This window comes from Exiguobacterium sp. UBA5002 (assembly GCF_002396765.1).
Taxonomy (GTDB): Bacteria; Bacillota; Bacilli; order Exiguobacteriales; family Exiguobacteriaceae; genus Exiguobacterium_A.
On the sequence record NZ_DGYQ01000036.1, the window covers coordinates 54,811 to 62,829 of the forward strand.

Sequence of the window (8,019 nt, forward strand, 5' to 3'; positions counted from 1 at the left end):
AGCATGAAAGATCCAGCTACCCGTTTCAGTCAGCTGTTCCTGACACCAACGACATCACAAGAACATATCCTGATCGGGACGGTCGTCCAAGTCGAACCGCTCGTCGTCAACATTTCAGGTGTCGGCGAACGGGACGCGGACGCCTTCGTCATGGATGCGCACTTCTTCGTCAAAGGAGAGCTCGTCATCCTGCAGGCAATCAGCGATACCGGAGCCAGCGGTGCCCAGTGGGTGTTACAACCGGTGCGACAAGGTGGCTACGTCGGTACCCGCTCGTCAACGGATTTCATGATCGATGAGAAACGGGTGGCACGTGCAGACGTCTTCGATCCGATGACGACTGCAGCAGGAGATCACGTCTTGTTGATGCCGATCCGGAACCGGACAGAAAAATGGATGGTGGTGACGAAATGGCGGACGTAGAAGAACAAGAAGGATTATTACCGGAAGTCGACGTGGATGATGTCTATGCCGAAGAAGAGGTGGAACAAGCGGGGGGCATGTTGACCCCGCTATTTGATTTCGAGACAGGCGAGTTCGTGAAAGGCTCGAATGACGAAATCCTTGTTGACGACGGCATCGAGGGACTTAAAAACGTCATCTCGAAGATGATCCTGACACCGCGGGATGCCTATCCGATCTATTCGGAGGATTACGGGTGCGAGGCGAAGGATGACATGCGTCTCGACGTCTCAGACGACGTCAAGCGCTTGTTCATCGCGGATAGCTTGATGGATGCGATTGTTTATGATGACCGCATCGTCTCGGTCGACGAGGTCGATGTCATCAAAGTAGAACGGCGTTTCGAGGCGACGATTGATTTGAATACGATCGTCGGCGAAACGACGACGACAGAACAACTAAAGGAGGAAGGACCAGATGGCGAATCTATTGGATCTACCTGATCTCCCGGCACCACTGCAAGAAGATGAGGACGTCATCCTCGACCGGATGCTCAGCATGACCGATCCGAAATGGGACCGGCGGGAAGGTTCATACATCTACGACGCACAAGCACCGGTGGCGAACCAACTCGCGATGCAGCGTCTCTACATGCAGAACATCATGCGGGCGTCCTTCGCGAGTACAGCGGAAGACGAGGACTTGGATCGTGTTGTCCTGAACCGGGTACCGACACTTTCCCGAATCGAGGCACAACCCGCTCGAGCGGTTGTTGACGTCGAAGGAGCACCAGGAAACGTCATTCCAGCGGATACCACATTCTCGACCGTCGTTCTTCGGGAAGACGAGGAAGCAATTGAGTTTGAAATCCTCGACCAGACTGAACGTATCATTCCGGAAAGTGGTCGACTCTCGATTGAAGTCGTGGCGATCGAAGCGGGTGAAATTGGTCGGGTACCAGCTGGTGCGATTCAGCTTGCGTCAGACATCGGCATCAACACGGTGACGAATCCCGTCGCCGCGATGCTCGGTGCAGAGGAAGAAGACAACGACAGTTATCGTTCCCGTTACTTTGCATATGTCTCAGAAGAACGTGGAGGAGGGAATGACGGCGATTACGTGACGTGGGCACTCGGTGTCGACGGCGTCGGGAAAGTCAAAGTCATCCCGCTCTGGGCGGGACGCGGTACCGTGAAAGTCTTGATTACGACGATCACCTATGAGAAACCGACCGCTGAAATCGTTGCTGCCGTCAAAGAAAAGATTGACCCAGTAGCAGGAGAAGGACGCGGAAAAGGTGATGCGCCGATCGGTGCGACGGTCACGGTCGTCGGTTCAGAGGAATTGCCGCTGCAGGTGACAGCGACGTTGCAATTACAAGGCGTCTCGCTCGAATCCGTCCAATCGCAGTTCACAGAGAAGATGGCCGTGTACTTAGAAGAGTTGAACCAACTGGCGTGGGAAACGAATGACGTGGTCGACTTCCGCGTCAACTATGCGAAGGTCGGCGCCCTATTGATTGATATCGACGGTGTGGTCGATTATACCGGATTGACGTTGAACGGTTCAGCGACGAACGTTCTCGTTCCGGGCGACCGCGTCGTGACACAAGGCATGGTGAATCTCCATGAATGAAGAGGAATTGAAGGAACGATTGTTTGAGCACGTCTATCCGGTCTATCGTCAATCGGCTGTCTGGCAATCCATCTATGGAGCGCAAGCGAAGGAATTGATAATCATCGAGGCATTGCAAGAAGAACTCGAGGCACAACTGGATCTCGAACGAGCAACCTGGGCGCTGTCCTTATGGGAACGCGATTACCGTGTCGAGTCGTCAGACGGGACGGAAGAAGAGCGACGAAAACGTATCAAGTCCAAGATTGGGCAGGGCGCGACACCGAATGAACGATTGATCGAGACAATCGTCGACAGCTACTTAGAAGCATTCATCTCGAGAGTCGAGAACATCCCGAACGAATACGCCTTCTGGATTAACTTCCCGGTCGAAGGAATGAAAAATTTTTCTGACATGCGAGAAGCTATTCAGAAAGTGAAACCGTCGCATCTCGAGATGGTCTTACGACTATCTTCAGCGGAGAGTCTACGCATCGTGGACCGAGTCCGGATCACGGCGCGGACGTACCGGAAAGTAAACGAGTGGCGTATTGGTCAGGCAGTACTCAAATCAGAAAATGAGGTGATTGTATGACCGTACAGACGACCTATCTATCACGAATTGCNNGCGGCAGACTTAGCAGGACGCATCCAGACCATCAAACTCAATGACGCCATCATCGTTCAGAAGGATAGCATCGTAGCGGAAGGACCACTTGTCACGGTCAAAGCACATAGCTTGAGCGGTATTTCACGGGTGACATCCATCAAAGCGTATGACGAGAATCAGAACTTGATCAACGCGAAGTCGATTGATGTCGCGATTGCCGGGGATCAGTTGATTGATTTCGTGTTCACTTGGGAGGTGAAGGCTTGAGTTACACAGCAAAAACAGATTGGAAAGGAAATGACCCTGTTACAGAAGGGGATATCAATCGGTGGGAAATTGGAATAGAGGCTGCTCATGAAGAACTAGTAAACAAAATAGACGATTCAGAATTAGGAGTCCCCGGTGGAGTTGCTACGTTAGGAACAGATGGAAAGCTAAATCCATCTCAACTAGAGGATGCAACTGTTGCGAAAAAAGGAAGAGTGCAGCTTTCAAATGCAACAGATAGTACAAGTGAAACTTTAGCAGCGACTTCAAAAGCAGTTAAAACTGTAGCAGATCAAGTTACGAAGAATACCTCACAGGTAGGAACGTTGACTGATATGACGGATGATTTAAAAGTCATTAAATCAAACAAAGATTCTAACGGTATTTTTACAACGATTACTTATCGGCGGAAGTCAGATAATACACTATTTGCGACGTCCGTCCTCTCAGGAGGTATCAGTCCAAGTTATACGACGAGAACCATCACATCTTACGAGCTGAACGGAACGACAGTCCGAAAGACTGTCACTAACACGCTCTCGTATGATGCAGATGGTGCGCTCGTATCGGAGGTATAAATATGTTAAATATTCGAGATCATGGTGGGAATTATGGTGGAGGAAAGTATCGCGCAGGAACTGAATATGACGAAAGTTCTATAAAAGTCGTCACGACGAAAGGCAATGGAAGACTAGATTGGGAAGTTGGTTTTTCTGCTGGGTATACAGGGCAAACAACCAATTATGTTTGGGCTCTGAGCAATCTTATCTTCTATAAAATTCCTTCCAACGGTGCTGGTGGAACGTCATCTACTTTTAGTGGGGAAAGTAGCGGTACTGATCTCGCTGCCAATTCTGAGGTCGTTGGAGTCGGTACGTCAGATAGCACTAACGGAAAATTACGCATTTATAGTGATTCGGGATTAGTATTCCAAACAGGTTCGAATTCAGGGAGTTATTACTATACCTCCGCACAATGTGTAGGAGCCGATAACGTGACAAAAGACATTTTATATGGCGTAGGGTGGAACGGTGGAAGTGCATTAAATATACACCGTTTCTCAAAAACGGGCGTTCGTATTTGGTCGGGAATGTCATATCAAGGAGCCCCTAAGGCGATTGCATCGATGCCAAACTCTGGGGCGGTTATCGTAGACGCAAATAATTACCTTGTCACCTATAACAGTATTGGGACGAGAGTCGCCACTACTAATTTAGTGTCTGGTGGATATCAAAATACGGTAATTTCAGATGATCAAGGGAATATTTACATGATTCGAGTAGATCCAACTTCGCCATATGCCAATTATCTTGTTAAATACAATAAAGACTTAGTGAAGCAAGCGGAAGTTCCTCTAGATGCGCTTCTTTCTCCTCAAGGTATACCGATTCATTTATATGCTGTGAATGGATTCGTCTTTACTTATTTGGGCGGAATCGTTAAAAAATTCAACACTACCGATTTAGGATTAGTAGCATCTTACTTCCAAGGAAGTACAACCTCTTATGGCGGACTCCATGTTGATCCAGCAACCAAAAAAGTAACTTTAATTGGGAACAGTAAACTTCGCAAAATTGATTTAAACACGTACTACACACTAGCTTAAGGAGGATATTAAAGATGATCTTTGTTGAAGTATTAGAGAATGGAAACACGGGGCTTGTTCATTATATGCCTTTCGATAAAGAGTTTGGTCTTGGTAAATCCGAACAAGAATTGTTAAGTAAAGGGTTACTGGTCGATAATGTTCCGCAACCGGAAGTAATCGATGGGAAAAATCCTATTTTAAAAGTTGACGCTAACAAAAAACTATTCTATGAGTACGTCGTTCGTCCTCTCTCGCAGGATGAAGAAATCGCTCAACTGAAAAAACAACAGGCACTTATGCAATCTGCAATCGATGACATGTTGATGATGGGAGGTGGACTATAATGGGGGCGTATTTAGGACAACGCATCATTGACGGTGCATATACTTATGACTATGTCATTTCAAAACGACCAGACTTAAAAGTAAGCATTGATGCATATTTGATCCAGGAAAACCGTGGTGATTTAATTACAGGTTAAGTGCCGATTAATTTAATACTTAGTAATTGATAGCGCCCAAACAAGGCGTTTTTTTATCTGATAAAGGAGTTGATGGTATGAGAACGCATCATTTAATCGAAGGTGCATTTGCAGTACTAGGTACTGTAGTAACAGCATTATTTGGAGGATGGGACGCTGCATTGAAGATTCTAGTGTTTTTAATGATCGTGGACTATTTAACTGGATTCTTAGCAGCGTATAAACATAAGCGCGTGAATAGCGACGTCATGTTCTGGGGCGGTATCCGAAAGGGTATCGTCTTTATCGTTATTATTATCGCGGTTTTACTTGATGAGTTGATCAATGGCGGTTTACCAATCGTTCGGACGCTAGCACTTTATTATTACATCGCACGTGAAGGTTTATCCGTAACGGAGAACCTAGCGTTATTGAACGTACCAATGCCACAACAAATGGTCGATGCCTTGACACAATTGCAAGGTGAGAAGGAACCACGAGCCGTTGACTCTATTATCGAGACTGCAGCTACGCAAGAAGAACAAGTGAAGCCGATTTCAAGCGAGCTGAGTATTGCTGAGGTCAAGGACGACAAAGAACAAGACAAGGCATTATAAGGAGGACGTATCCATGACTGTATCACTTCAAATCGTACAAGAAAAAGCAAACCGTAAACTCGACGATCCGGGACTCAACCCGGTCGTCCGCGAAATGGGGAAACAACTCGTCAAACTCGCACATGCCCAGGGCGTTCCCGTCTGTATCACACAAGCGTACCGTTCGAAAGCAGAACAGGACGCCTTGTATGCACAAGGACGTACGAAAGCCGGGAAGATCGTCACGAACGCACCAGGCGGGTATTCAAACCACAACTATGGACTCGCAATCGACTTCGCACTCTATACACCGAGCGGATTAGAAGTCACGTGGTCTGAATCCGCGGACTACGACCGGGACGGGGAAGCAGATTGGAAAGAAATCGTCCGGATCGCAAAGAAACTCGGATTCGAGTGGGGTGGGGATTGGCGTGGATTCCGCGATGCGCCGCACCTCGAGTACACATTCGGGCTGACTATCGCACAATTACGGGCAGGTAAAAAGCCACCAAATACCAAAAATGGTACCGCAAAACCAGTAACAAGTGTTCCTGTTACCGGAAAATCGTCCACGCATAAAATCGTCACCGGGGACACATTGATCGGTATCGCGAAGAAATACGATGTCTCAGTCGATGAACTGCAGAAATGGAATAAGCTAAACGGCACGACGATCATCAAAGGAAATGAACTGATCGTCAAAAAACCGGCAACTAAACCAGTCACTAAATCCGACGTGGAAGAAGCCATCGTCGATTACCCAGGTGCTGCACTCTATCAAGGCGCGAAAGGGATGAAGACGAAAGACATCACACGGATTCAGAACGCGGTCAAGGTACCGGTCACTGGTCAATTCGATGCGGCTACGACGAAGGCTGTCCGCTCGTATCAGAAGAGAAAAGGATTAGTTATCGATGGTGTAATTGGATTAACAACTTGGAATATGTTGTTTTAATCAATCGCCTACCTTTGTTGGTAGGCTTTTTTTATTCTGTGAATTCTTTGGTTTTACAAAATCAAAATCAATCCATAAATCAAAATGATTAGTACTCTTGTCTCTTATTATACTTTTTTTACTCAATCGCATAATATATGTATCTTTATGTACAGTATTGTATTGATCTTTATACTTGATAAGTAAATTTAGGGTAGGTAGGTTCATGTTTTGCTCTATAAACTCGTTTTTTAAGAGATATGCATTACATAAAACTATAAAATACTTAGGTAAATTAATTTGATTTAGTTGGTGACTTTCTATTAATGAAATATATTCAATTTTTTGTTTAGTGTCGATTAATTGAGTACTCGTCACCTCATCAATCATTGAATGACGGAGGTGCGAAGCGTGAAATTCAAAAGACTTAGCATCAATTTGTTTTAACTGAGGATTTTTTAGTTTTAAGATAATTTCTTCGTTTGAATAATCATTAAATCCATTAATGCCACCATAATAAAAAAAAGAGTATCTAATATCTATCGCAAACGATTTCCCTGTATTGATGATAGGGATAGAGAATCGGCTAATTGAGTCATTAGCAGTGAAATTACTATGACGCTTATTACTCTCTATATCCCAATCTGAAAATATGTGATAAATCCTTGTTGAAACTTTTTCATTCAAAGGTACCAACCTTGGTCTTTCAATTTTTGCTTCTCCTTCAATTTGTGTTTTCAGTTGTTTCGCGCTGGTTTGGGCGGAATTTTTTGCAGATTTTGCTGCAGACGAAGTGGCGATTGCTGCCCATGCAGCTGCAATGGCTGAAATTGATGTAACCGCTAGCGTTGCATATTCTATAAATTTGGTCATCGTAAGTCCATTCCTTTTTAACTTATTATTGAATCAGTTGTTTATTAAAATATAAATAATAATCCCAAATAATACAATAATTATTAAAAAGGTAAATAAAGGATATTAATGATATGATTAAAACTCCCACAAGGGAATCCAGGGGAAGGTCGGGCGAAGTCGCGAGGGTGTGGTGACTGGAATTCGCGAAAGGGGACCTCCCCTTTCCCGTTTAATCAAACACAAAAGTAACCTGCTCATGCGTGATTGCTTCCTTTTTACTTGGAAGGATCACGTTTATTTTTTTCATGCATGACGTCTTTAGTAATAGATCGACCTGACTCCCTACAGTCAACGTCTCGATGACATGATTGATTTCAGAGACTTCTCCCGTGATTGCTAATTGATTCTCTCCGAGCAGTAATATCTTCATCTGTAGATGACCTCCCGTTCCCATGACGAGCCGATACACACTATAAGATTATTGAGTATTTACCTCGTATTCATAGGAGAGAAACGCTTTATATTGCACAGTAAGGGATAAGAAAGCTCATTGCACACCTGATTGCACAGTTTCTAACAGACGCTAGTCGAAGTGATAATTCATAAAGCCCTTCTCTGGTGACATATGAAAACATCTATCGACATAGTAAAAAAGTTCAGTAGTTCTATCAATATTATGGTTTGCGTCGGAAA

At 45.1% G+C, this 8,019-nt stretch carries 12 protein-coding genes; 10 read left to right on the top strand and 2 right to left on the bottom strand.

Annotated features, from left to right (window positions below; all coding sequences use genetic code 11):
• Positions 1 to 3: 3 nt before the first annotated feature.
• The 10 genes from B4C70_RS11295 to B4C70_RS11340 all read left to right on the top strand — a co-directional run bounded on the left by B4C70_RS11295 (position 4) and on the right by B4C70_RS11340 (position 6,492).
• Positions 4 to 423, top strand: coding sequence for a DUF2577 family protein (locus B4C70_RS11295; RefSeq protein WP_290779462.1), 420 nt, complete (start codon positions 4 to 6; stop codon positions 421 to 423).
• Complete coding sequence (locus B4C70_RS11300; RefSeq protein ID WP_290779465.1) at positions 411 to 905, top strand: DUF2634 domain-containing protein; 495 nt, start codon at positions 411 to 413, stop codon at positions 903 to 905. Before B4C70_RS11295 ends, B4C70_RS11300 begins: the two co-directional genes overlap by 13 nt.
• On the top strand, positions 880 to 2,037 hold the full coding sequence (locus B4C70_RS11305) for a baseplate J/gp47 family protein (protein WP_290779468.1): 1,158 nt from the start codon (positions 880 to 882) through the stop codon (positions 2,035 to 2,037). Before B4C70_RS11300 ends, B4C70_RS11305 begins: the two co-directional genes overlap by 26 nt.
• Complete coding sequence (locus B4C70_RS11310) at positions 2,030 to 2,611, top strand: putative phage tail protein (RefSeq protein ID WP_290779471.1); 582 nt, start codon at positions 2,030 to 2,032, stop codon at positions 2,609 to 2,611. Before B4C70_RS11305 ends, B4C70_RS11310 begins: the two co-directional genes overlap by 8 nt.
• A 278-nt stretch (positions 2,612 to 2,889) precedes the next feature.
• Positions 2,890 to 3,471: a phage tail protein gene (locus tag B4C70_RS11315; RefSeq protein WP_290779473.1), complete on the top strand. Its 582-nt coding sequence runs from the start codon at positions 2,890 to 2,892 to the stop codon at positions 3,469 to 3,471.
• A 2-nt stretch (positions 3,472 to 3,473) separates the two neighbouring features.
• Positions 3,474 to 4,499, top strand: coding sequence for a hypothetical protein (locus tag B4C70_RS11320; protein WP_290779475.1), 1,026 nt, complete (start codon positions 3,474 to 3,476; stop codon positions 4,497 to 4,499).
• 14 nt (positions 4,500 to 4,513) lie between these two features.
• A complete protein-coding gene (locus tag B4C70_RS11325; RefSeq protein WP_290779478.1) occupies positions 4,514 to 4,825 on the top strand; it encodes a hypothetical protein in 312 nt (103 codons plus the stop codon).
• Entirely contained in the window at positions 4,825 to 4,962 is a 138-nt protein-coding gene (locus B4C70_RS11330; RefSeq protein ID WP_290779481.1) for a hypothetical protein, read from the top strand. The genes B4C70_RS11325 and B4C70_RS11330 overlap by 1 nt, the downstream gene beginning before the upstream one ends.
• Positions 4,963 to 5,039: 77 nt before the next feature.
• Positions 5,040 to 5,558 carry a phage holin family protein gene (locus B4C70_RS11335; RefSeq protein WP_290779484.1) on the top strand — a complete coding sequence of 173 codons (519 nt, stop codon included), beginning with the start codon at positions 5,040 to 5,042 and terminating at the stop codon, positions 5,556 to 5,558.
• Between the two features lie 13 nt (positions 5,559 to 5,571).
• On the top strand, positions 5,572 to 6,492 hold the full coding sequence (locus B4C70_RS11340; protein ID WP_290779487.1) for a M15 family metallopeptidase: 921 nt from the start codon (positions 5,572 to 5,574) through the stop codon (positions 6,490 to 6,492).
• Here B4C70_RS11340 and B4C70_RS11345 read toward each other — a convergent pair whose 3' ends face one another.
• Positions 6,493 to 7,344 carry a hypothetical protein gene (locus B4C70_RS11345; RefSeq protein WP_290779490.1) on the bottom strand — a complete coding sequence of 284 codons (852 nt, stop codon included), beginning with the start codon at positions 7,342 to 7,344 and terminating at the stop codon, positions 6,493 to 6,495.
• Between the two features lie 211 nt (positions 7,345 to 7,555).
• Entirely contained in the window at positions 7,556 to 7,756 is a 201-nt protein-coding gene (locus B4C70_RS11350; protein ID WP_290779493.1) for a hypothetical protein, read from the bottom strand.
• Positions 7,757 to 8,019 lie beyond the last annotated feature (263 nt).